At 63.4% G+C, this 22,629-nt stretch carries 22 protein-coding genes and 1 tRNA gene; 3 read left to right on the top strand and 20 right to left on the bottom strand.

The genetic code is table 11. The features are described from left to right. Window positions 1–4 precede the first annotated feature (4 nt). The 17 genes from Q7S20_14020 to Q7S20_13940 form a co-directional block, all read right to left on the bottom strand. Window positions 5–214: a DNA-directed RNA polymerase subunit omega gene (locus tag Q7S20_14020; protein ID MDO8502946.1), complete on the bottom strand. Its 210-nt coding sequence runs from the start codon at window positions 212–214 to the stop codon at window positions 5–7. A 6-nt stretch (window positions 215–220) separates the two neighbouring features. Next, window positions 221–865: a guanylate kinase gene (gene gmk / locus Q7S20_14015; protein ID MDO8502945.1), complete on the bottom strand. Its 645-nt coding sequence runs from the start codon at window positions 863–865 to the stop codon at window positions 221–223. Beyond that, window positions 862–1,725 (bottom strand): YicC/YloC family endoribonuclease, encoded by an 864-nt coding sequence (locus tag Q7S20_14010; GenBank protein MDO8502944.1) that lies wholly within the window; start codon window positions 1,723–1,725, stop codon window positions 862–864. The genes gmk and Q7S20_14010 overlap by 4 nt, the downstream gene beginning before the upstream one ends. 48 nt (window positions 1,726–1,773) lie before the next feature. Continuing rightward, the gene (locus tag Q7S20_14005; protein MDO8502943.1) at window positions 1,774–3,633 is read right to left on the bottom strand and encodes a Plug domain-containing protein; all 1,860 of its coding nucleotides are present in this window, start codon (window positions 3,631–3,633) and stop codon (window positions 1,774–1,776) included. Between the two features lie 17 nt (window positions 3,634–3,650). Beyond that, window positions 3,651–5,129 (bottom strand): leucyl aminopeptidase, encoded by a 1,479-nt coding sequence (locus Q7S20_14000; protein ID MDO8502942.1) that lies wholly within the window; start codon window positions 5,127–5,129, stop codon window positions 3,651–3,653. Then, the gene (gene icd / locus Q7S20_13995; GenBank protein MDO8502941.1) at window positions 5,130–6,377 is read right to left on the bottom strand and encodes an isocitrate dehydrogenase (NADP(+)); all 1,248 of its coding nucleotides are present in this window, start codon (window positions 6,375–6,377) and stop codon (window positions 5,130–5,132) included. 124 nt (window positions 6,378–6,501) lie between these two features. Continuing rightward, on the bottom strand, window positions 6,502–6,945 hold the full coding sequence (locus Q7S20_13990) for a hypothetical protein (GenBank protein MDO8502940.1): 444 nt from the start codon (window positions 6,943–6,945) through the stop codon (window positions 6,502–6,504). A 189-nt stretch (window positions 6,946–7,134) separates the two neighbouring features. Further along, window positions 7,135–10,326 (bottom strand): efflux RND transporter permease subunit, encoded by a 3,192-nt coding sequence (locus tag Q7S20_13985; protein MDO8502939.1) that lies wholly within the window; start codon window positions 10,324–10,326, stop codon window positions 7,135–7,137. A 6-nt stretch (window positions 10,327–10,332) separates the two neighbouring features. After that, a complete protein-coding gene (locus Q7S20_13980) occupies window positions 10,333–11,493 on the bottom strand; it encodes an efflux RND transporter periplasmic adaptor subunit (protein MDO8502938.1) in 1,161 nt (386 codons plus the stop codon). A 37-nt stretch (window positions 11,494–11,530) separates the two neighbouring features. Then, entirely contained in the window at window positions 11,531–12,979 is a 1,449-nt protein-coding gene (locus Q7S20_13975; GenBank protein ID MDO8502937.1) for a TolC family protein, read from the bottom strand. A 63-nt stretch (window positions 12,980–13,042) separates the two neighbouring features. Next, on the bottom strand, window positions 13,043–14,074 hold the full coding sequence (locus Q7S20_13970) for an NAD(P)H-quinone oxidoreductase (GenBank protein ID MDO8502936.1): 1,032 nt from the start codon (window positions 14,072–14,074) through the stop codon (window positions 13,043–13,045). 37 nt (window positions 14,075–14,111) lie between these two features. Then, window positions 14,112–14,195 (bottom strand) — tRNA-Leu (locus Q7S20_13965). A 151-nt stretch (window positions 14,196–14,346) separates the two neighbouring features. After that, on the bottom strand, window positions 14,347–14,526 hold the full coding sequence (locus tag Q7S20_13960; GenBank protein ID MDO8502935.1) for a hypothetical protein: 180 nt from the start codon (window positions 14,524–14,526) through the stop codon (window positions 14,347–14,349). Next, window positions 14,519–15,442, bottom strand: a complete 924-nt coding sequence (locus Q7S20_13955) for a hypothetical protein (protein MDO8502934.1) — start codon at window positions 15,440–15,442, stop codon at window positions 14,519–14,521. The genes Q7S20_13960 and Q7S20_13955 overlap by 8 nt, the downstream gene beginning before the upstream one ends. Window positions 15,443–15,745: 303 nt before the next feature. After that, window positions 15,746–16,291 carry a hypothetical protein gene (locus Q7S20_13950; protein ID MDO8502933.1) on the bottom strand — a complete coding sequence of 182 codons (546 nt, stop codon included), beginning with the start codon at window positions 16,289–16,291 and terminating at the stop codon, window positions 15,746–15,748. After that, window positions 16,288–16,884 carry a zf-HC2 domain-containing protein gene (locus tag Q7S20_13945; protein ID MDO8502932.1) on the bottom strand — a complete coding sequence of 199 codons (597 nt, stop codon included), beginning with the start codon at window positions 16,882–16,884 and terminating at the stop codon, window positions 16,288–16,290. Before Q7S20_13945 ends, Q7S20_13950 begins: the two co-directional genes overlap by 4 nt. Further along, window positions 16,877–17,428, bottom strand: coding sequence for an RNA polymerase sigma factor (locus Q7S20_13940; protein ID MDO8502931.1), 552 nt, complete (start codon window positions 17,426–17,428; stop codon window positions 16,877–16,879). The genes Q7S20_13945 and Q7S20_13940 overlap by 8 nt, the downstream gene beginning before the upstream one ends. Before the next feature lie 76 nt (window positions 17,429–17,504). On the opposite strand from Q7S20_13940, the gene Q7S20_13935 reads away from it, so the two are divergent. The 3 genes from Q7S20_13935 (at window position 17,505) to Q7S20_13925 (ending at window position 21,073) form a co-directional block, all read left to right on the top strand. After that, window positions 17,505–18,239, top strand: coding sequence for a glycerophosphodiester phosphodiesterase family protein (locus Q7S20_13935; GenBank protein MDO8502930.1), 735 nt, complete (start codon window positions 17,505–17,507; stop codon window positions 18,237–18,239). A gap of 105 nt (window positions 18,240–18,344) precedes the next feature. Next, entirely contained in the window at window positions 18,345–19,769 is a 1,425-nt protein-coding gene (locus Q7S20_13930; protein ID MDO8502929.1) for an amidohydrolase, read from the top strand. Then, window positions 19,766–21,073 (top strand): amidohydrolase family protein, encoded by a 1,308-nt coding sequence (locus Q7S20_13925; protein ID MDO8502928.1) that lies wholly within the window; start codon window positions 19,766–19,768, stop codon window positions 21,071–21,073. The genes Q7S20_13930 and Q7S20_13925 overlap by 4 nt, the downstream gene beginning before the upstream one ends. A gap of 108 nt (window positions 21,074–21,181) precedes the next feature. Here the strand turns inward: Q7S20_13925 and Q7S20_13920 are convergent, their stop codons facing one another. From Q7S20_13920 to rplU, 3 genes are all read right to left on the bottom strand, one after another. After that, window positions 21,182–21,583 carry a hypothetical protein gene (locus Q7S20_13920; GenBank protein MDO8502927.1) on the bottom strand — a complete coding sequence of 134 codons (402 nt, stop codon included), beginning with the start codon at window positions 21,581–21,583 and terminating at the stop codon, window positions 21,182–21,184. Window positions 21,584–21,806: 223 nt separating this feature from the next. Further along, entirely contained in the window at window positions 21,807–22,085 is a 279-nt protein-coding gene (gene rpmA, locus Q7S20_13915) for a 50S ribosomal protein L27 (protein MDO8502926.1), read from the bottom strand. A 12-nt stretch (window positions 22,086–22,097) separates the two neighbouring features. Beyond that, the gene (gene rplU, locus Q7S20_13910; protein MDO8502925.1) at window positions 22,098–22,415 is read right to left on the bottom strand and encodes a 50S ribosomal protein L21; all 318 of its coding nucleotides are present in this window, start codon (window positions 22,413–22,415) and stop codon (window positions 22,098–22,100) included. Between the last annotated feature and the right edge of the window lie 214 nt (window positions 22,416–22,629).

The following is a 22,629-nucleotide window of genomic DNA, read 5'->3' as shown; positions in this document are numbered from 1 at the left end:
GAAACTACTCCGCGCGGCGGCGCGGAATGACGCGATACTGGATCTCTCCTTCAGTGAGATCCTCGAGTGCGCGCGTCGTCAGCTTCTTCTCACCCGGGGCCGAGCGATCGCGCGGGAACTCGTTGAGCACGCGAGCGAACTTGGCGGCAACGAGAACTCCGAGGTACTTGTTGGTCGCGTGCTTCGCGACATCCTTGGGAAGGAAAACCTGCATGTCTCTCTAGCTCCTGTTCAGTTTTGCGAGCTCGCTCTCCAGATCGGTCACCATCGCCCCGACAAGGGCGTGGATTCCGTCAATTCGAGCGAGCCGGTTCGATTCGGCGTCGAGGATCCCGGACACAGACGAAACCGCGTGATCGAGATCGGCGTTCACTACAACATAACCATACGAGTCCACGGCTCTAAGCTCCGCGACGGCGCTCCGAAGCCGCCTGGAGAACGAATCCGCGCTTTCGGTGCCTCGGCCCCGCAGTCGCGCCAGCAGCGTTCCGGCGTCCGGCGGCAGGACGAAGACCAGCACCGAACTGGGATACGCGGCGGCCAAGTGGCGCGCTCCCTGGACGTCAATGTCCATCACGACGTGGCGGCCCGATGCCAGTACCCGGTCCACCTCCCGTCTCAGCGTACCATAAAGATAGCCATGGACTTCGGCCGATTCTGCGAATTCGCCCCGCTCCCGCGCGATCTCGAACTCCGGCGCGGTCAGGAAGTAGTAATCGCGACCCTCGACCTCCCCCTGCCTGGTCGGCCGGGTGGTACAAGATACGGAATAGCCGAGGTCGGTGCGTCGCTTGACCAGTTCCCTCGCAATCGTCGTCTTTCCAGCGCCCGAAGGCGACGAAAGGATGAGCGGGAAAGGGCTCACTCGATGTTCTCGACCTGCTCTCGAATCCGCTCCAGCTCTTCTTTGATCATCACTACGTCGGCGAAAATCGTGGCATCGTTGGCCTTGCTGCCGGTGGTGTTGGCCTCGCGAACCATCTCCTGGAGGAGGAAGCCAAGCCGCTTGCCCACCGGCTCCTCGCCGCTCTCCCGCACGGATTGCCTGAACGACCCGATATGCGAATCGAAGCGATCGAGCTCCTCGGCGATATCGAGCTTGTCGGCAAGAATCGCCACTTCCTGCGCGAGGCGCTGCTGATCCACGTTCGCCGCGGCGGCCAGCTCCTTAACCGCCTTGCGGAGGCGGGTCACCTGTTCGCAAAGGCGAATCGGCGCCCGATCGCGAACCCGGTGAACCCCGTCCTCGACCAGCGAGACGCGCTCGAGGAGGAAGACCGCCAGACGGCCGCCTTCCTCGCTCCGCATCTGCCGCAAGGCACCGATCGCCTGCTCGACAATTGCCAGCAACTCGCCAACGGCGCCTGTCTCCACCTCCTCGGCATGCGCGTCCACGACGTCCGGAAGGCCGAGGATGGTGCCGGCATCGAGCGAGTCGGCCAAGCCGTGGCGGGCCTGCAGACCGCGAAGGATCACGACGTACTCCCCGAAGCGCTGTTCGTTGATCCCTGCACCGCGTCCCGGCTCACGCTCCACGCGCGCGGTGAGGGCGACGTGCCCTCTCGCGATTCGCTGGCGCAGCACCTCGCGCACATCGCCCTCCCACTTGCCGAAGGCAGCGGGGAGCTTGATGCTCGGATTAAAAAAGCGGTGGTTGACCGTGCGGATCTCGACGCTGACGCTGGAGGCGCCGACCTTCCCCTCGGCGGACCCGAAGCCGGTCATGCTCGATATCATATGCGGAGGCCTAAGCTACGGGCTCGCACGGGATTGTCAATTCCAGAACTCCCAGCGGATACCGTATACCCCAAGCGATCGCGGCATGTAGAAGTCCGGGACGATCTGATACAGGTCGCCGCTCATGTTGTGCACCTGATAGCTGGCGACCCCGCGAAGAATCCGGATCTCGAGGAGTGCGGAGAATATTCCGCTGGAGTTGGTTCTGCGAACCCCGGCGGCGGTGGAAAACGACACGTCGCTCCTGTAGTCGTGGATCACCGCGGCTTTCAGTCCGAAGTTGCCGCTGGGGAACCGGGACAGCCACCTCGTTGCGAGATTCACCTCGGAGCGCGCCTGGTAGCGCGGCTGGTAGAATCCGGCCGAATCCCAGCGGGTTGCCAGGACATCCATGTTGAGGTCGCCGAAGACGCGGCCCCTGAGGCCGGCATAGAGTCCCTGCCGCCGTCCGACAAAGCGATACGCGTATGCCGTATCGAATACCATCGGCGGGGCGAGTACTGCCGTGTCGCGCGTGATGAAGCCGCCAAGCAGCCACGTTCCGCCAAGCCGGACTCCCGCCTCGACGCGTGCCGACGTTGTGCGCGGGGGCTGTCTGGAGATGGCGCTCGTCGAATCGCCTGGTTGCACACTGCCCTGCTCGTCGGGGATGTCAACTGACATTGCGCCGGCGAGCGCGAGGAACGAAAGCGGAGTGAACCGCACGACAGCGTCACCTCTCTTCCGCCTGCTGGCGTTGCTTCTTTCGCCGAACAAGCCGATGAGTCCGAGATTGTTGGCGAGCTCGAACCGGGCGCTTGGCGTGTGGTTCACGTCGCCGTCGAATGCGCGCACGCGATCGGTCACCGACGTGCGCAATGCGCCGCGCGCGAAGCCGGCGGAGAGCAGATACTGGATGCGCTTCGTGGTGGTGTCGGCGGTGTCGGGAAGGATGCGTCGGCTCGCTGCTTCCGCTGCAGACTCCTTCGGGCTCGATTCCGCGAGGCGCATGTTTGCCGCGATTGCCTGTAACCACGGGCCACCGGCGGGATTGCCTATTCCGGCGCGGATGTACGCGAGCGTGTGCGTCCCTTCGAACGGCTGCAGGGACAATCCCTCACCGAAAGTTGGCTGAGTCACGCGCGACGCGTTTCGCCGTTCGGCAAATGCGTCAACGCTCCACATCTTCCGGGCAATGCCGACGCGGGCCATGAACGAAAGCGCGTCGCCGCCTCCGCCCAGTCGCGCCGACCTGGTGCTGAACTGCTGTCCGGCGAGCTGCAGCCCGGCACCGCTTCCAAAGCGCTTGCCGTAGTAGCCGCGATAGATATTCGTCTCTTCGTCACCGGTGTAAACGTCGGTGCGGGTGTACGGATCGGTCTTGTCAACACGCCAGCTTCGGAGATGGACTCTCAGATCGTTGGCGAACCGCTCGATGGACACGTTCTCCAGGGTCCACAGCTCTACGGTGGTGAGATCGAGCGCGGACCCGGTGCGCGGATCGAGATTGTCGAGCTCGATGCCGTCGTAAAAAACCTTGATGCGATTGAGGTCTCCATTCATGGCGACGAACTTCGGAGATGCGAGCCAGCCGCTGCGGAACGAAGTCGCGCCGGGAACTCGCTCGAGCAGATCGGCGACCGTGTACGCGCCGCTGGCGAACAGCTCCTCGCGATTCCAGTTGTACTGCGGCCCGATGTCGGCCGTGCGCGGCGCGAACGATCTGCCGAACGGCGCCTTGATCGTGTCCGCCTTCGCCTTGATTGTGTCGGCCTTCGCCTTCGTGCTGTCGGTGCTCGGCTTCGCGGGAATCGGCACTTCGGTCGCCGGAGGGACCACGATCTGTGCAAACGCGCCAAGCGGAAGAGCCAAGAAAAACGCCCCGACCGCGAAGCCGAGGCGCGCGCGATGGATCATTCGCGGGGCTCCGTCACTCAGCTCAACCTTCCCCGCACAAACTCGATGAAGGTCCCCGTCGGAACTCCGGTCGGACCCTTTGGAATGACGCCGAGATCGGTCTCCGAGTAGGCAGTACCGGCGATGTCGAGGTGAATCCACGGATAACTCTCCGTGAATTCCTTGAGGAACATCGCGGCGGTGACGGCGCCAGCGGGGCGTCCGCCACTGTTCTTGATGTCCGCGACGTCGGATTTGATCAGCTCGCGATACTCGTCCCAGAGCGGGAGGGACCATCCCGGTTCTCCGGCCCGCTTCCCGGCCGCGATGATCTCAGACACGAGCGCATCGTCGGCGCTGAACACTCCGGTAGCCGTGTGACCGAGCGCGATGACGCACGCTCCTGTGAGTGTCGCGGCGTCCACAACGACGGCGGGATCGAAGCGGCGAGCGTACGAGAGCACGTCGGCGAGGACCATCCGGCCTTCCGCGTCGGTGTTGATGATCTCGATGTACTTGCCGAGGTGGCTCTTCACTACGTCGCCGGGATTCGCCGCAGTGCCCGATGGCATGTTGGTCGTCGCGCCGATGAGACCCACGACGTTGATCGGCAGCTTCATCCGGCCGATCGCCTCGAATGCGCCGAGCACTCCGGCAGCTCCGCACATGTCGAACTTCATGTCTTCCATGGACTGCGCCGGCTTGATCGAGATGCCGCCGCTGTCGAAGCAAAGCCCCTTTCCGACAAGCGTCACCGGTTTCTGGCCTATTGCTCCGCCGGAATATTCGATGGCGATGAGCTTCGGGTCCTCTGGCGTTCCCTGCGCCACGGAAAGGAACGATCCCATCCCTTCGGCTTCCATTTCCTTGCGCCCGAGTATCGTGACCTTCATGCCGTGGCGGCCAGCGATATCCTGCGCAGTCTTCGCGAGAAAATCGGGCGTGCAAAGATTTCCCGGCATCATTGCCAGCGTGCGAGCGAGCGACTGTCCTGCACCGATTGCCTGCCCCGATGCGAGGCCGCGTTTCGCACCGTCGGTTTCCGGAGTGAGGATCGTCGCGTTTCCCACCGGGCTGCGGCGTTCTTCCTCTGGAGGGGCGGTCTTCAGATCCTTGTACTCCCAGGAGCCGGCGATCAGGCCGATCGCGATCGCTTCAGTCTCGGATTCGCTGATATCGCCGGCGAATACGCCAATGTCTCCGCCGCCGAGCTTCGCCGCCTGTCTCGCGGCGATCGTGGCTGCGCGACGCAGAGATCCCGGGCGATCGGTGACCTTGCCCAATCCGATGAGCACGACGCGGCGCACGCCCTCCCCGGTTCCGCTCAGATGTAAGAGCTCGTCCTTCGCACCGCGGAAATCGCGGCTGTCGAGCGCACGTTTGATCGCTCCGCCGAGCGCGCCGTCCAACTCGGTAAGCGATGACGGAAACGCTGAACCGTCGGAGAGTGTGAGCGCGAGGAGGGAGCCTTTGTATCCCTGGACCGCGACCGGATTGAGCGAGATGGTTGCGGGCATCTACTGGCTCATGCCAGCGATGACCGCGTTGCCGAACGCGGACGTGGACACCTCCGTCGCGCCAGGCATCTGGCGAGCGAGATCGTACGTGACGCGCTTTGCCTTGATCGCGTTCTCCACGCCCTTTACGATCAGCGCGGCGGCCTCGTTCCATCCCATGTACTCGAGCATCATCACGCCCGAAAGGATGACGCTGCCCGGGTTGATCTTGTCGAGGCTCGCGTACTTGGGCGCGGTTCCGTGCGTCGCTTCGAATATTGCCACGCCGTCGCCGACGTTTCCGCCGGGCGCGATGCCGAGTCCTCCAACCTGTGCCGCCGCCGCGTCGGAGAGATAATCGCCGTTCAGATTTGGCGTAGCGATCACCGAGTACTCCGACGGGCGAAGCAGGAGCTGCTGGAACATTGAATCGGCGATGCGGTCGCGGACGATCACCGCGTCGGCGTGAGAGCCCTGCCCTCCCTTCGCGACATCCGCTTCGGTGACAGTGGATCGGCCGAATTTCTCCTTCGCCACTTCGTAGCCCCAGTCACGGAATGCTCCCTCAGTGAACTTCATGATGTTGCCCTTGTGCACGAGAGTGACGGATTCCCGGCCCTTGGTGATCGCGTACTGGATGGCCATCTCGACGAGCCGCTTCGAGCCGAACTCCGACATCGGCTTGATGCCGATCGCCGAATTCTCGCGGATCTCAGTGCCAAATTCCGAATGGAGAAAGTTTCGCAGCTTCGTCGCTTCCGGCGATCCCGCCTTCCACTCGATGCCGGCGTACACGTCTTCCGAGTTCTCGCGGAAGATCACGATGTTCACTTTCTCCGGCTCCTTGACCGGAGCGCCAACACCCTCGAAGTACCTCACCGGGCGGATGCAGGCGTAGAGATCGAGAACCTGCCTCAGCGTCACGTTCAGCGAGCGGATGCCACCGCCGACGGGGGTGGTCAGCGGTCCCTTGATGGACACGCGAAACTCCGCCATCGCGTCGAGAGTCTCCTGCGGGAGCCAGTCGTTGAACTGCTTGTACGCCTTCTCGCCGGCGTAGACCTCCATCCACTCGATCTTTCTTTCGCCTCCATACGCTTTTTCGACAGCTGCGTCGAAGACACGTATGGCAGCGCGCCAGATATCGGGACCGGTGCCGTCGCCTTCGACGAAGGGAACGATCGGGTTCGAGGGGACGGAAAGCTTTCCGTCGGCGAAGGTTATCGGCTCACCGTTCCGGGGGACGGTGGAGAGTTTATAGTCGGCCATTCTGGATGTCGGTCTGAGTTTGATTTGGGGGGAAAGTTAGATCTGCGCTGACGTGCCAGCAACTTGGAAAGCACAAAAAGAGGGGCCCTCTGAGGAGCCCCTCCAATGTGTCACAGATTCAGTGTCAGTTGCCGGAGTCGATGCCGAGGAAATCCGCGGCTACGTTCGAGAAGTTCGACACCGACTCCTTGAATGGAACGTTGGACATAACCGGAGTTGTCCCATCAATCCAAAGCGTCGTGTTGCGGGGGGAGTTGAGATCCACGCGGATCCTGATGGAGTTCGGCTTGTGTTGAACCCAAGGGATGCCGGTATCAAGACCGTTGTAGAGAATCTTATTGACGTTCGATTTTACGGTGTAGGTTACCTGCGCGATGACCTTGTTGTCTGTGTCGCGAAGCTTAAAGCTCGCCTCCTTCATCGTCGGCCCGTCCTGGAGCGAGATCCATGACACATCATAGATGCCGTAGTTCGGCGCGACCGAGCCCGGTTCGACGTGGAGATTCCCCTGCAGAAGCAGCCCGCCGCAGTTCCTGCACGCGCCGGCCGTGCCTGACGTCGCGCGCAAGGAAGACGGTGGCCATTCCGCCCTCGCCCAGCTCGCGCTCTACGTCATACCTGCCCGCAAGACTTTCCCGCAGCTTTTCGAGAAGCTCCGCCACCGTCCCTCATTGAGTGATCTGAACGAAGTCCAACAATACAATAGAGGATAGAGAGCCGCCAGCCAGTGATTCGCGTCAACGACAGCGGACCACGGCTAGTCTTTTCCGCTCTCCTTGACCATTCGGAGATGCATGGCAGCAACGGGCTCGGGCGCTGGCGGCCGGCGCATCGCATCCGGCACGGTGCGCGCCCACGCAACTGCATCTTCGAGCAGCGTGGACATCACAGGTACGACGAACAGGGTGAGCATCGTCGATGTGATCAGTCCGCCGATCACGGCTCGCGCCATCGGCGCACGCTGCTCCGATCCCTCGCCGATGGCGAGCGCCAGCGGCAGCATGCCGAAGATCATGGCGACAGTCGTCATGATGATCGGTCGCAGACGAATGCGCCCGGACTGGAGCAGCGACTCGTGTCGCGCCGTTCCCTTCGCCCTCTGCTGATTGGAGAAGTCGAGAAGCAGAATGCCGTTCTTCGTCACGAGTCCCATCAGCATGATGATGCCGATCATCGTCATGACGTTGATGTTGCCTCCAGTGACGAGCAACGCGAGCGCTACGCCGATGAAGCTGAGCGGAAGCGCGAGCATGATCGCCACCGGCTGAAAAAACGATCCGAACAGAGACGCCAGAATCAGATATATGAACACGACGGCGAGACCCATCGCTGCGAGGACGTATCCCTTCGTCTCGTTCAGGTTCTGCACGTCACCGCCGAATACGGTGTGATATCCTACCGGGAGGCCGAGCGAATCAATACCCGCCTTCACCGCACCGGCGACGGAGCCCATCGAGAATCCCGGAAGCACGCCTGCTGATATAGACACCTGGCGCTCCAGGCTGCGCCGGTCGATCTGCTGCGGCGCGAGGCTCTGCTTCACCTCCGCCACCTGGCTCAGCGGCACCATCGCCGGCTGCCCTGTGGCCGGATCCGTCGCTCCCGTCGGGATAATGAGATCCGCGACGTCGGATGCGTTCGTCCGCAGCGAGTCGGGATACACCACGACGACGTCGTGGGAGAATCCAAGCTCGTCTTCCCAGCGTGTCGCGCGCTGCCCCGAAAAAATCGGTTGCAAAGTAGTTGCGATGCTGTTGATCCCGAGTCCAGCCGCCCACGCCTGCTGCCGGTCCACATTCACGTCGAGCTGCGGGATCTGGCCCTCGTCGCTCGAGTTGGGCTCCGCCACCCCGGGAGTGGACCTCACCTTCTCGAGCACCTGACCGGCTGCGACCTTGAGACGAGTTTCCTCGGGACCCTGAACGTTGACGACGATAGGCTGGCGGAAACCGCCGAAGATTGACGACGAACCGCTGATCACCGGACGCACTCCCGGCATTCTTCTGAGCTCTCCGCGAAGGTCTGTCTGGATCGCGAAAAGGTCGCGCTTCCTCTCTTTGCGCGGTTTCAACTTTACGTAGATACCGCCCGAATTCGGACTGCCGCGGAATCCACCGCCGATAGTCGTGTAGGTGAATTCCACCTCTGGCAACCTGCGGAGGAAATGACTCACCTCCTGAGCCTTGGCGACGGTGTAGGCGAGGCTCGAGCCTGGCGGCGTTCGCATCTGCACATTGAACTCCCCCGTGTCCACGTCCGGAAGCCAGGTGAATCCGAGATGCGGATAGATCAATCCCGCGGCGACGATCGAGCCCACGGCGCCGGCCATGACGATGAGGCGATGCTTCAGCGCCCAGTCGAGCTTCGCCGGGTACTTGTCGGCGGTGCGCTCGAACCATCCGTCGAAGGCGAGGCCTACGCGTCTGATGGGGTTCATCCGTCCCGCGGGCTTTCCGTCAGGTCCGACCTCGTGATCCGGGTCGGGCCAGACGCTCGAGAGCATGGGATCGAGCGTGAACGACACGAACAGCGACACGAGCACGGCAAACGCCACGGTGACGCCGAACTGGAAGAAGATGCGGCCGATCATCCCGCCCATGAACGCGACGGGGATGAACACCGCGACGACGGCGAGACTCGTCGAGAACACCGCCAGACCGATCTCGTCCGTTCCTTCCTTCGCAGCGCGGATGTGATCCTTCCCCATGTGCACGTGCCGCACGATGTTCTCGCGCACCACGATCGCGTCGTCTATCAGAAGACCGATCGCCAACGACAGCGCGAGCAGCGTCATGGTGTTCACGGTGAAGCCGAACACCCACATGATGAAGAAGGCCGAAATGATGCTCACCGGGAGCGTGAGTCCGGTGATGATCGTGGACCGCCAGGAATTCAGGAACAGGTAGATGATCGCGATGGTGAGAACCGCGCCGAGTATGATCGTCAGCTCGACGTCGGACAGTGAATCACGGATCCGGCGCGAATCGTCACGAATCACTTTCAGCTTGACGTCGGCTGGCAGGATCTTCACCAGGGCGGCGGTTTCGGCGCGCACCGAATCCGCCACCTCGACGGTGTTCGAGCCGGAGATCTTGAGAATGTCGAGCGCAAGCGCGGGCGTGTCGTCGAGCAGCGCGGCGCTGCGCTTGTCCGCCGCTCCATCCACCACTCTCGCTAGGTCGCCCAGCCGCACTGGCACGCCCTGCCGCACGGCGACCACTATGTTGGCGAAAGCCGCCGGCTGGACGATGCGGCCAGTGATGCGGATGAGCTGCTCGGTCGGTCCGCGCGTCACTCGTCCCGCGGGCACCTCCTGATTCTCTCGTTGCAGCGCCGTCATTATCTGCGGGACCGCGATGCCGTACGACCGCATCGCGTCCGGATTGAGCTCGATGCGGATCTGACGCACCTCGCTTCCGGCGGTGTTGATTCCGCCGACCCCGGCGATCGCCTGAAGCCTTGGCGACACGATCTCGTCTGCGATGCTCGTAAGCTCGCGGAGCGGCCGCTCGCTGCTCTGCATCGCAATCGACATGATCGGCCGGTCGTTCGGATCGAAGTGGCTGATGACGGGCTCGTCGATCTCCGGCGGAAGCTGGCGCCGGATGCGCGCGACCTTCGACTGGACATCCTGCTGGGCAGCGAGCACATCCACGCCAAGATTGAGCTGAACGCGGACGAGCGAAACACCGTTGAGCGAAGTGGAAGTGATCTCCTTCAGGCCCTGAACGGTGTTCAGCGCCTCCTCGATCGGACGTGAGATATCGCGCTCCATCACTTCGGGCGACGCCCCCGGATACGTCGTCTGGGCGATGACGATCGGATACGTGATGTCCGGATACTCGTCTATCGCGAGCCGGTTGAACGACACCACGCCGAGGACGACGAGTGCCAGCATCATCATGGTCGCGAAGACCGGGCGCTTGATCGATACGTCTGAGAGAAACATGATCGCTCAGGGCTGGCGTGGCGCCGGCGCACCGGGCGCGGGGGAACCGCGAGCCCTGCCGGCGTTGGGTGACACGACCTGAATCTTCATTCCCTTGCCGAGCGTGCCGACGTTGCCCGATACCACGCTATCGCCGACAGAGAGGCCGGATACGACTTCCGCGATTCCCGCCCGATCGTCGGTGACACCAATCTCGACGTTCGCCGCATCGAGAGTCCCGGCGGCGATCCTGTAAACGATCGATTTGCCTTCCGCGGTCTGCTTGATCGCCGACGTCGGAATGGTGATCGCGTTGGCGATGGTGCGGGTCTGCACAGTCCCCGTCGCGAACGTTCCGCCCTTGAGCGCGCCGTTGGCGTTGCGTACCTGGACGTACACGGTGACGGACCGCGACATCGGGTCCACGGTGGGACTCACTCGAGCCACACGTCCCAGGAACGTCCGGGCGTTGGCGAGGAACTCTACGCTCTGTCCGGGCGCCACGCTGCCGGCCAGTTTCTCCGGCACCGCCGCGGCAAGCTCGAGCACATCGTTACGGACGACACTGAACATCTCCGCGCCGCGCGCGATGTGCTCGCCATTCTCAACGAAGCGCTTCTCCACCGTTCCTGATGTCGGTGAGAGGACGCGCGTATCGCGATTGCTCGATGAGGTCGAGCGCAGGCGTGAATCTGCGGCGGCGAGGCGGGCACGCGCCGTACCTACCGCATTGCGAGCGACCCTCAGCTCGCCTTCGGCAATCGCGCCGGCCTTGAACAGATCCTCCGACTGCTTGAGGTTCCACTCCGCCGTTGCCAGATCTCCCTCGGCTGCGGCCTTGTCGGCCGCTGCGCTCTGGACTCCGCTTTCCTGCTCAGTGGATTCGAACCGCGCAAGCAGCTGGCCGGCGCGAACGAAGTTTCCCTCGCGCACGTAGATGCCCTCGAGATCGCCCTCGAGGCGAGCGCGCACCGATACAGTCTCGATCGGTCTGAGATTCCCGGTGATAGGAACGCCGTCCACGATGCTCGCGGTCTGAGCGATGGACACATCTGTCGGAGCAAGAGTGAGTGTCTGGGCTATGCGGGCCGCGGTATCGGCCGGTCCAGCAATTGCCGCGCCGGCGGCCGACTTCGTCGCAGCTGCATCCTCGCTCCTTGCATTGGAGCAGCCGACGAGGAGAGTCACAGCGGACAGTAATCCGGTGAATGCGGTGATATATGCGTTACGGTGCACTTTTCGCCGATGAGGGTAAGGCGGTTTGCGGTCCGCCGGGAATATCGAACAGTTGAGGCGGCCTGCCGAGCGCTCTGGCATAGGCGGCGGCCGCGAGATACAGATCGTAGACCGCGCGTGCCTCGTTGGTCCGCGCGACAGTCAGAGCGAGCTGCGCATCGGCCACCTCGAGCTGCGTTGCAAGGCCGCGCGAATAACGAAGCGTCGCGAGCCGGAACGCCTCGGATGCTTCGGCGGCATTCTGTCCTCGCGCCCCAAAGAGCGCTTCGGCGCGATCGAGCTCGGCACGCGAGGCTGCGGCTTCGCTGGCGATTCGCTCGCGGGTCAGCGCAAGCTGCAGATCAGCCAGCCGAGCCTGCGCGGCCGCGAGGTCTATCGCCCCTTTTGCGCGAAGCCCGTCGAAGATCGGAAGCCCGACCGATATGCCGAAAGAGCGGTCGCGGAACCAGCCGCCATTCTGGCTTGTGCAAACACGCCCCGCCGTCGAGCCCTCCGGGCACGGCACCGTCTCTATCCGGCCGTGCGTCGTCGGAAATCCGCTCACCGGAAATGCCTGAGCGCCGAAGAGACCGGTGATGCTGACTGTCGGGAGCAGATCCGCGCGGGCGACCGAGATTGCGGCATGCCGCGCGCTGGAAACGAGCTCGGCCGATTTCACCGTCGCGCGGTTCGGCGTCCCGTTATCCGCCTTCAGTTCCGCGACCCAGCGCAGCACCGCGGCGGTGTCGAGTCGCGTCGTGAGCCGGAGAGGCTGGCCAGGCGGAGCGTTGATCAGCCGGCGGAGATCGATGAGCGCAAGCTCGACGTCGCTTCGCGCCTGAATCACTGCGGGGTGAAGGTTGGCGCGCTCAACTCCGGCACGGAGCACGTCGTATCTCGAAGCACGGCCCGCCTTCTCGAACTGCTGCACCTGCTGAAGCCGCTCGCCGGCGAGGGCGTACGACGTGTCCTGAATGGAGGCGAGAGTGGCGGCGAAGAGTGCCTGGAGGTAGGCGCGCTGAACGTCGAGAGAGAGTTGGGCCAGCGTTTCGGTTTGATCGAGCCGGGCCGCGCCCCTGAGGTTCGAAGCGGCGCGCGATGCCGCGACGACGCGGCCGCCCTGAAACAGCGGCTGCGATATCGTCGCGTTGGTTGTGTATGTGTTCGGCTGGTTGAAGATCGCGCCCACCGCCGCGGCGCGGGCGCTCTCGAAGACGTGCGACTGATTGGCAGTCAGGCGAAGCTGCGGCAACCCGGATGCACGCGCGATGGTGACCTGCGCATCGGTGACATCCACCAACGCCGCGGCGGTGCGCGCTTCATCGCCGGCGCGGAGAGCCCGGCTCACGGCATCGGGCAGCGACAGAGCGACGCTGTCGGCGACACCCGCGGATACAACAGGACCGCCCGGCTGAGGCGAGCCCTGCAGCACCAGGAGCAACAGAAAAATCGGCATCATTGAAAGTTATACGCCTGACCGTGGCTGGGTGTTGAAGATTCCCGGCCTCGTAATTGGCTCCCCTTATTCCCCCTTCCAGCGGAGCACGATCTTGCCGAAGTTGGCGTCGGATTCCATCGCCGTGTGTGCGGCCCGAATGTCATCGAACGAGTGAACGCTGTCCACGACAGGCCGCAGTCTGCCCGACTCGAAGAACGCGAGCATCGTGCCCGCGAACTCGCGAGCCAGCTCGATCTTCTCCTCGATCGGTCGCGACCGCAGAACGGTTCCCATGATCCTCAATCGTTTTCGCAAGACCGCGCCCATGTCGAGCTCGGCTCGCGCGCCCGCGGTGAGTCCGACGACGATCATGCGTCCGCGCGGCTTCATCGCGCTCAGATTGCCCGCGAGGTAGGCGCCGCCGACGAGATCCAGAATGGCGCTTACGCCGCCGCCGCCGGTCAGCGCGAGCACCCGCTCAGGCCAGTCGGCATGGGAGGCATCTACGCCATGGCCAAGTCCGAGCTCCGTCGCACGCTGCAGCTTGGCGGGAGTCCGCGACGTGCCGATCGTCGCCACACCCGCGACGCTCGCCAGCTGAACCGCGGCGGTACCGACTCCACTCCCGACCGCGTGAATGAGGAGAACCTCGCCAGCGCGAACGCGGAGCTGCCGGAACATCGCGTCATAGGCGGTGAGAAATGCCTCCGGAATCGCCGCTGCCTCTTCCCACGTGAGTCCGGCTGGAATCGACAGCACCTCTCTTTCGTGGACGCACAGGAATTCCGCGTGTGCGCCACCTCCCGCGAGCCCCATCACGCGATCGCCGATGCTCCACATCGTGGCATCGCGGCCGAGCGCATCCACCTCGCCGGCGTATTCCAGACCCGGAATGTCGGCTGGCACTCCGGGAGGCGCCGGATATCTGCCGAGCCGCTGCGATATGTCGGCGCGATTCAGCGCCGACGCGTGGACGCGAATCCGGATCTGGCCGAGTCTGGGCTCGGGGATCGGACGGTTTTCGAGCTCGAGGGCCTCAATACCGCCGGGTTGTCGGATGACGACTGCTCGCATGGATGGCATGTGGACCGACTCGTGAAGCAGAAACCCCGGCACGTGCGCTCGATGCGCGTGTGCCAGGGTACAAACGAAATACCCGGGACGAGACTCGAACTCGTATATGCCGAAGCATGAGGGATTTTGAGTCCCTTGCGTCTACCGATTCCGCCACCCGGGCCGAATCCGGTATTTACACCTGACATCCGCGCCGGACAAGCTCCGGGAAAGGGCGGCATCACTCCTCTCGTGGCCAGGTCGCGATCTCATGTTTGTTTGACAGGTCCCGAGTCATAGACAATGATCGCCGAATTGTTTCAGCTACCATCGCCTCAGCGGAGACTGGTCCGAATGTCCCTCCTACGTAGCCGCACCGCAATCCAACTGGTTGCGGCGCTGTTCCTCTCGTCGCTTCCTGTCGTCGCCATGCCGCCGGCGCCGAGTTCGCGCTCGATCGCGTAGCGGCCGGCGAGGGCGGCCGACAGTCGCGTCAGTTCGGCTGCGTCAGTCATTCGCAGCCACCGTGTAGCCCGGCAGCCCGATTGATGCCGCCAGCCGACGATACTCAGGCAGCGCCTGGAGGTGGAGCGCTCCTGGCCAACCGTGGGCAAAGCGGATGAAGAACGGATCGTGCCGCTGGACCGCCTCGTGACAATGGGCGATGGCAGCGTCGGTGTCGCCGAGTGCGGCTTCCACCGACGCCAATATCATCGGGGCCACGTACTCGCGCACGGCGCGCGCCCGAATCTCATCGTAGACCGCGTGCGCACCGGCGGTATCACCTGACTCGACGAGGGTGAGCGCCAGGCTCTGCAGTGTCACTACCTGCCGCCCCGGGGCCGCCACCGCCGTGTTCGACGCCTCGATGGCCCGTGGCCAATCGCGAATGGATGCCAGGTACACTTGGCGAGCCCAGAGCGGGTAGAACGCATCCGGAGCCATCGCCACGGCACGATCCACCCACACTTCGGCGGACGGCTCGCTGAACCCAAAGCCGTAGATTTGCGCGACCATGGTCGTGAGATACGCCGAGCGCTGATCCCGCAACTGGTACGCCTTGACCCCGGCGAGGGCATCATCCGACGCGCCGCACACAAAGCCCTGATACATCATGTGGTACCAGGCACCCGACTGGGGGTAGCCAGGATTGAGTTGCATGGAGCGCTTGAAGGCGCGCTCGCTCTCGGTCCAGTTCCATTCGCACATCAGCAGTTGAATCGCCCGCGCGCAGTGCGACTCCGCAAGATCCGGCGCGAAGCGGATCGCATTCGCCGCCGCGATCTCGTCCTGCACCGCGAATACATCTTCGATCTCGCGATCGTAGCGCTCCGACCACAGATGGTAACCGTCGGTGACGTCAATGAGCTGCGCCGTGATGCGCACGCGCTTGCCGGCGCGCCGCACCGAGCCTTCGAGCACGGTGCGCACATTGCGTTCTACTGGCCGGGAGAGCTGATGCTGATCAAGGCCGAGGCATACGCCAACACGGGACAACATCGTCGCGGAGATATACAAGCAGAGGAAGTACGAGCTGTTCGGCACGGGACTGCGTTGGGAGGACGTGCGGCGGCTCGGCCTCGTATCGGCGACCTCAATTTTTGCGAAGCGGTGCTGGCTCCTGTATCCCAACGCGGAAAGGAATACCGATCCGAATGTTCCGCCGAATCCGGCGGATCCACCGGCAAGCTTCTCCAGCTGTTCCTGAAGAAATCCGGGTCACTGCTCTGCCGCCTATCTCTCGAATCTCCTCGGGTAGCTCAAAGGTCCACCGCGCTGCACTGCTCCGTTTCGCATGGCCTGCACGCGCCTCCGAAGCTCGGTCTGCAGACCGAAAAGCTTTGCGCGCTGAACGGGAGTGAGAAATTTCGCCAGCTCCCGCTGCTCGTTCTGTACCAGGTCCAGGCGCTGGCGCTCCAGCTGCATGCTCTGGTCGAGGAGCTGAGCGACGCGGTCCTGATTCGCGGCGTCTCCAGACATGATCTGCTGGCGAAGCTCGCGCCGAACGTCGCGCTCTTTCGACACAAGCGCGACACGCTGCTGTTCGGACTGCCTGTTGCTGGCCTGGAGGCGCGTCATCTGATCGTCGGTGAGATGCAGTTGCCTGCGCACGAGCTCGCCCGTGCGCTCCCGCAGTCGCTGTTCGAGCATCTCGCGGCGCACGTTCGGCTGTCCCGCCCGGGTGGAGTCTGGCCTGACCTGCGCACCAGCGCTTCCGACGACAACGATCATCCCGGCGACCGCCAGGCATGCTGCTCTCATGGCTCTACGCCGCATCATATACCTCCCTCGAGATCGTCAAGCGGAATGGTTACCGACTGCGGCTCAGCAGACGGAAGGCTCTCCACGCCGTCGAGCTGGGAGAGGAGCGCCTCAATTTGTGTATCGCTCAGATCCTGGACTCCGCCGACGAGTGACAGCGAAGCCAGCTGCCGGCTCGCACGCTCGACCGACGGAGCAGCATGAGCTGCCGGCGTCGCGACGCCGGGGGCGGAAGCCACGTCAACTGCACGCGTCGCCAGGGGGCTTGCACCGTTCCGAATGACTGCGGTGCCACCCACGGCCACGAGAAGTGATGCGACCGCAACCATCCACAGGCTGTGCCGGGAGAATCGCGCGGGCTTCTCATGTAGGGACAGCGCAAGTACGGCCGCGCCGGCATATGAAGGCAGCGCGGCGACCAGCCGCACGACGTCCATTTTCGGCGCCAGCGGCGCGGAAGAACGGACCTCGCCGAGCAGCGCAAGTTCTGCACGACACGTGGCGCACGCCTCGACATGCGCCTTCATCGTCGCCGTGTCGAGCTCGCTCAGACGCTCGTGGACAAGATCGGGCAGCGCATCGCGGACTTCCGCATTCACGCAATCATTCACTGAGAAACTCCTTCACAGCGCGCATCGCGTTGTGGTAATGAACTCTCGCCGCGCCTTCAGTCGTTGCCGTGACGGCGGCGATCTCCCTGTATGACAGCCCCTGCTCGACCCGCATGATGAAAACCTCCCGCTGCATCGGCGACAGTGCGTCTATCGCCATTCTGACCCGCGATTGCGTCTCCTCCGCGAGCAGCGAGTCCAGCGCGTCGTACGCCGTCACCACATCCGCTGTCTCGACTGGAACCGTGGCCCTCTCACGCCGCTCCGACCGCCGGCGGTCCAGCATCAGTCTGCGTACTATCGTAAAGAGCCAGGTCCGGAGCGAGCTCTCGCCGCGAAAGGTGTCGAGCGATGAGAATGCCCGCACAAACGTGTCCTGAACGAGCTCTTCGACCTCTTCCCTTTCCCCCGAGCTGACGGCGAACCGCGCGAGCGCGTCGGCGTGCCGGCCCACGAGCAGCGTCGCCGCCCGCGAATCCCCCGTCTTCCACCGCTCGATCAACTCGCGATCGGAGTCTCCTCCGCTCTGGGTTCCGGAATTCATTCAATTCAACATGGTAGACGCTCGGCGGGCCGCATAGTTAAGACGTATCATTAGGCCCGGCCGATCACGATATCCAATGTACTCCAGACATGATTTCCCCGATGCAATCTCGCATCGCGGACTGCACACGCTCGCTCCCGAGAACTCGATTCCCGCTTTCCTTGCCGCAATCGAAGCTGGCGCGGACGGGATCGAGCTGGACGTCCACGCGAGCGCGGACAACGTCGTCTTCGTACACCACAATCCGGCGATTCGCCCAGCCGGCGGCGGTGAGCAGGACGCGCGACCGATTGCCGGGCTCGACTCGAGCGACATCGCCACGATTCGCCTCAGCGTTGACGTCGCCATTCCCACGCTCGATGACGTGCTGGAGGTGATCGGCAGCAGCGCGCGCGTATTTATCGAGATCAAGGCGGAGGGGATCGAGGAGACCGTGTCACGCTGCCTTCGCCGGCATCCCGTGAATGCCGACAACTACGCCGTTCATTCCTTCGATCATCGCACGACCAAGCGCGTGCTGGAGCTCAACCCATCCGTGAGAACGGGCGTGCTCCAGGTATCCCGCCTGGTAGATTCATGTGGAGCGATGCGTGCGGCGGGCGCATCGGATCTCTGGCAGCATTCCGATTTTATCGACGCGTCGCTCGTGATCGACGTTCACGCCTGCGGCGGTCGCGTGATAGCGTGGACTCCCAACGATGAGTCCGTCTGGACGACGCTCGCCGCAGCGCGCGTCGATGGTATCTGCACCGACAGGGTGGACGCATACGTCGGGTGGCGTTCGGCGCAGAAAGCGGCAGCGGCTGACTAATCCCTTACATTTCGCGCCCTGCCGCCACGACTGATGGCAGCTAAGTTACCCCGCGTTCGAACGTCTCTCGTACAGGCAGTGAGCTCCGGAGGAGCAACTATTTCGATGAAAAGTCATTTCCTCACCCTCGCCGCGCTCGCGGCAATCTCGGCATGCGCGCCGGCAAGGACGACACAGCAGCCTGCGCCGGTCGCCGCGAAGGATTCGGCGCCGCCCGGCATGGGTGGCGTGTCCGCACCGAACGCCGATCCGTTCCCGAGCACCTACGCCCGCCGCAGTTCGGCGCCGCTCGTGATCCGCAATGTCAACATCATGACCGCGGCTGGTCCGACGATCAGGAACGGAATGCTTTCCGTCACCGACGGCAAGATCGTCGCTGTCGGCCCGACGGTCACGATCCCCACCGGCGCCAACGTCATTGACGGCGCGGGCAAATACGTCACACCGGGTATCATTGACACGCACTCGCACCTCGGCGTGTATGCGGCACCAGGAGGACAGGCGCAGAGCGACGGCAATGAAGCCACCAACCCCGTCACGGCGAACGTCTGGGCCGAACACTCTGTCTGGCCGCAGGATCCGCAGTTCCCGCGCAATCTCGCCAGCGGGGTGACGACGCTTCAGGTGTTGCCCGGTTCGGCCAACCTCATCGGCGGCAGGAGTGCCGTCCTCAAGGTCGTTCCGTCGCGCACCGTGCAGGGGATGAAGTTCCCGGGTGCCAGGTACGGCCTCAAGATGGCTTGCGGAGAGAATCCAAAGCGTGTGTACGCGCAGCGCGGTCCGTCCACGCGCATGGGCAACGTCGCCGGCTACCGCGCGGCGTGGATTCAGGCCGAAGCGTACCGTCGTCGCTGGGACAAGTGGAACAAGGATCACAAGGGCGATCCGCCGACGCGTGACCTGGGTCAGGAAACGCTCGCTGAAGTACTCCGGGGCAACATCCTCGTGCACAACCATTGCTATCGTGCAGACGAGATGGCTCAGATGATCGACATCGCGAACGAGTTCGGATACAGGATTCGCGCTTTCCACCACAGCGTGGAGGCGTACAAGATCGGCGACATACTGGCGAAGGAAAACATCGGCGCGTCGCTCTGGGCTGACTGGGGCCAGTTCAAGATGGAGGCGCTCGACGGCATCAAGGCCAACATCGCTCTGGTGGATCGCGCCGGTGCGAAGGTCGCCGTGCATTCCGACGACCCATCCGGCTCACAGCGCCTGAACCAGGAAGCCGCCAAGGCGATGGCCGCCGGCATCGCGGCCGGCATCCCGATCACCGAGGACCAGGCCATCAAGTGGCTCACGATCAATCCCGCGTGGCAGCTGGGACTCGACGACAAGATTGGATCGATCGAGCCCGGCAAGAACGCCGACCTGATTCTGTGGTCAGGCGACCCATTCAGCGTCTATTCACGCCCCGAAAAGGTGTGGATTGACGGCTCGATGTACTTCGATCGTCTCGATCCCCGCCAGCAGTGGCGCACCGATTTCGAGCTCGGCTTTGTCCCGCTTCCCGGAACCAGCAAATGAGATACATACACAACAGACTCAGTCGCGTATTCACCGCGTCCGCCGCAATCGCGGTGATGAGCGCCGGTGCGTCGGCTCAGACCATCGCTATCACCGGAGGCAGGGTCTATCCGGTGAGCAGCTCGCCGATCGAGAACGGCACAGTCCTCATCCGTGACGGCAAGATCGTCGCGGTTGGCGCGAACGTGACGATTCCCGCGGACGCTCGACGCATCGACGCCGCCGGCAAATGGGTCACGCCAGGGCTCATCAATTCGTCAACGCGGCTTGGACTCATCGAGGTCGGAGCGGTGGCGGACACGCGCGACGCGACCGCGCTCGGACATGACAATGTCGCCGCGGCGTTCACGGCGTGGGAAGGTTTGAACACGCGCTCGGTGTTGATCGGGCCGGCGCGGCGGGAAGGCGTGACGAACGTCGTCGTGCTGCCCGGCGGAAACCAGCTCGTGTCCGGTCAGGCATCGATGCTCACCCTCATCGAAGGGATGCCAACGGACATGGTGTTACGGACGCCCGTCGCCATGCTCGCGCAAGTCCAGTCTCCTGGCGGTGCCGGCGTGGGCGCACGAGGAGAACTCCTGGTCAGGCTGCGCGAGCTGATCGAGGACACTCGGGCCTTCATGAAGAATCGCGCCGCGTATGAACGCGCAGAGACTCGCGACTATTCCGCCAGTCGTCTCGATCTGCAGGCGATGATCCCGGTCGTCGATGGGCGTCTTCCACTGCTCGTTTCAGCCGACAAGTCCACGGACATAGATGCCGCGCTCCGCATCGGCCGGGAGAACAACATAAGGATCATCATCGGCGGTGGAGCCGAGGCATGGATGATCGCCGACAAGCTTGCCGCGGCAAAGGTGCCTGTCCTCGCAGGCGCGATGAACAACATTCCGGGGAGCTTCACGCAGCTGGGCTCCACCCAGGAAAACGTCGGACTTCTGAGGCGGGCCGGCGTTCAGGTCGTCGTGATTGGAAACTCCGGTGCCGATGATGAAGGCTTCAACGTCCGCAACATCAAGCAGGAGGCGGGCAATGCCGTCGCCTACGGAATGAGCTGGGATGACGCGCTTCGCGCAGTGACACTGACGCCGGCCGAGGTGTTCGGGGTGGCGGACAGGATCGGTTCAATCCAGGCCGGACACGACGCAAACGTCGTTGTGTGGAGCGGCGATCCGTTTGAATTCACCACCGTGCCCGAGCACGTGCTCGTCCGCGGACGGGAGTACACGGAGCCCGACCGGCAGGAGCTTCTCACCGAGCGATACAAGACACTTCCTCCCGGACAGGCGCTGCCAATCCGGAAGTAGCCGGGCGGCAGCGACAGCACTTGTGTGAAGCAGACGAAGAAGGGGCCCGGCAAGAAATCGCCGGGCCCTTCTTTTCTGCGTAGCCGGACGATCTCAGCCGGAGACGTCCTACGCGCCGGGCGGAGTGCCGACATCCGGCCCGGACGACGAAGAATGCGTCGATGACGCACCAGTGGAATCCGCGGCACTGGCATCTGCCGACGGTGCGGCAGTGTCAGCCGGTGACGAGCCGCGCTGCTCCTTGCGCTTCTCCTCCATCTCGCCCTCGTATTTTGTGGCTTCAGCGTCGTGCGTGGCGAGCGTTGCAGCGAGCCGCGTGTATGTATCGCCGTCTATCTCGCTTCCGTTCTGCTTCGCGCGGAAAACGGCGTAGCCCAGGGCCTGTGCTGCCTTGTCAGCGAGCTTCCGCGTGCGGAACGCCTCGAGGCGGTTCTTGCCTTCGTCCAGCGCGCCCTGCGCGGCGCGGCCGGCACGGTCGAGCTCTTCCTTCAGCTTGTCGATGAACGCCATTGTCGTCTCGTGTTGGAGTGGCAGTCCTGCTCCAGTATTCTACGCAAAAAAACAGCCGCGGGTTTCGGGAACCGCGAGACGCAGAGAGAGCAGAGGCGCAGAGAACGGTGGCGCAGAGAACGGTGGCGCAAAGAACCGTGGCGCAAAGAACGGTGGCGCAAAGAACGGCGGCGCAAAAAGCCCCCGCAATGCGGAGGCTCTGGGTTCGACCGGAGTCGAGCGCTTACGCCGCGGTTTCCGTCTCCTGCTGAGCGGGATAGACGCTGACCTTGAAGCGCGTGCGGTTCTTGTGCTCGAACTTCACGAAGCCGTCAATGAGCGCGTAGATCGTGAAGTCGGTACCGAGGCCGACATTGCGACCCGGGTGCCACTTGGTGCCGCACTGGCGAACGATGATGTTGCCGGCGATCACCTTCTCACCACCGAACTTCTTCACGCCGCGGTACTGTGGATTGCTGTCGCGCCCGTTTCTGGACGAGCCGACGCCCTTTTTGTGTGCCATCTGAAATGCCTCTTATCCGAGCGTGATGTCGCCGATACGGACTTCGGTGAAGCCTTGGCGGTGACCCTGCTTCTTTGCGTAGTTCTTGCGCCGCTTCATCTTGAAGACGACGATCTTCTTGTCGCGGCCGTGCTTCACGATCTCGGCCGCCACCGAAGCGCCCTTGAGCGCCGGAACGCCGACGAGCGTCTTGTCCCCGTCGGATCCGAGGATCACGTCGTTGAACATGACCTTCGAGCCAGCGTCACCCGGCAGGCTGGGAATTCTGAGTGTCTTGCCCGACTCGGCGCGGAACTGCTTGCCGCCGCTACGGATGATTGCGTATGCCATTGGTCAACTGCAGGTGTGAGAAAACGTTACAGCCTTTTAACTTAGCCAGTCTGGAATCCCAAGTCAATTTGGGTGTCAAGCCAATGTCCAGCACGGATAGAAATGTCCCCGTTCTTACACGGATAGAAATGTCACCCTGGTGAGGGTTCAGTTTGTGTCCGTCTTGCCAGTGCTTCTGCTATCTCCATCGCGGCGCGGAGTCGCCAGGGATGAT

Source organism: Gemmatimonadaceae bacterium, assembly GCA_030647905.1.
Classification (GTDB): Bacteria; Gemmatimonadota; Gemmatimonadetes; order Gemmatimonadales; family Gemmatimonadaceae; genus UBA4720.
This window is presented reverse-complemented; position numbering and strand designations above follow the sequence as displayed.